The sequence below is a fragment of the Streptomyces sp. NPDC127092 genome, assembly GCF_042722475.1.
Taxonomy (GTDB): domain Bacteria; phylum Actinomycetota; class Actinomycetes; order Streptomycetales; family Streptomycetaceae; genus Streptomyces.
On sequence record NZ_JBHXFE010000248.1, the window covers coordinates 1 to 1,064 of the forward strand.

Sequence of the window (1,064 nt, forward strand, 5' to 3'; positions counted from 1 at the left end):
CTTCGACTGGGCATCGCGGGCGCATCCGGAGTTCGGGCCGAGTGTGGTGTCGATGTGGCTGCAGGCGCATCCCGACCTGCACCGGCCCGAGATCGACGGCGATCACCGCGGGCCCTCGCACACACCGGTGTTCGCGGCCCGATTCCGGGTGGGTCAGGTCTGTGGGCCGTGGGCCACCGCGGGCAGTAAGAAGCGAGCCGAGCAGGACGCAGCGTGGGGCCTGACGAAGGCCGTCGCGGCAGGGGAGAGCCATCCGGAGGTCGACTCCCCGCTGCGGGACGACCCGCAGCCGGTGCCCCCGAGCACCACGCATGCAGGGGTACGGGCGCGGCCGGCATCAGCGCGCAGCGGACCCATGGATTCGGACTCGGGCCAGGCATCGAGACGGCGGGAGCGAGCGCAGAAGAACCCGATCGCCTGGGTGATCAGCCATGCCGAACACCACGGCCATCCCTCCCCACAGTGGGCCGTGAGAATGGAGGGCGCCGCCCACGCGCCGGTTTTCACCTGCGAAGTCCGCTACCTCGACCACACAGCAACCGGCAGCGGGACAACAAAGAACCTCGCAAGAACCGCCGCGGCAGCGGACCTTGTCGATTCGCTACTTGACGAGACGTCCCCAGCCCGATCACACCGGTAAACCGAAGCTCACCCACCCGGTCAGTGTCCGTTTCGATAACGACTTTATGGGCGCGGCCAGCGAAATGGGAGCGCTGGTCGTTGGGCCTGGCCGCCACCGGGACCATCGAACCCGCTGTGCAGCGTAGATCGGGAGTACCCGCGGAACATCGAATTACCCCGCGCTTCGCCCCGGAGAAATCCGACCGCAACGCGGTCCATGGGCGAGCCGCATTCCACCTCGCCACATACGCGGCCGGCGCACTTGTGAACCCACATAGCCTGAGCACAGATCGGCCGGTGGTTGTGAGTTCGCCTGGTGGGCGCGGATAGGTCACGCTTATGCTCCGAAGGGCAGCCGAAGAAAGGTGCAGTCCATGAGTGACCGCGGAGCGTAGCGGGGCGGGCCAGGCCCTCCGGCAAAAGTTAGCGCATCGCGCCCCGAC

The 1,064-nt window shown here is 67.7% G+C and carries 1 protein-coding gene; it reads left to right on the top strand.

What is annotated here, in order from left to right; genetic code table 11:
- On the top strand, positions 1 to 640 hold a 640-nt coding region (locus tag ACFWJO_RS39390), incomplete at its 5' end, for a putative dsRNA-binding protein (RefSeq protein WP_386873064.1).
- Between the last annotated feature and the right edge of the window lie 424 nt (positions 641 to 1,064).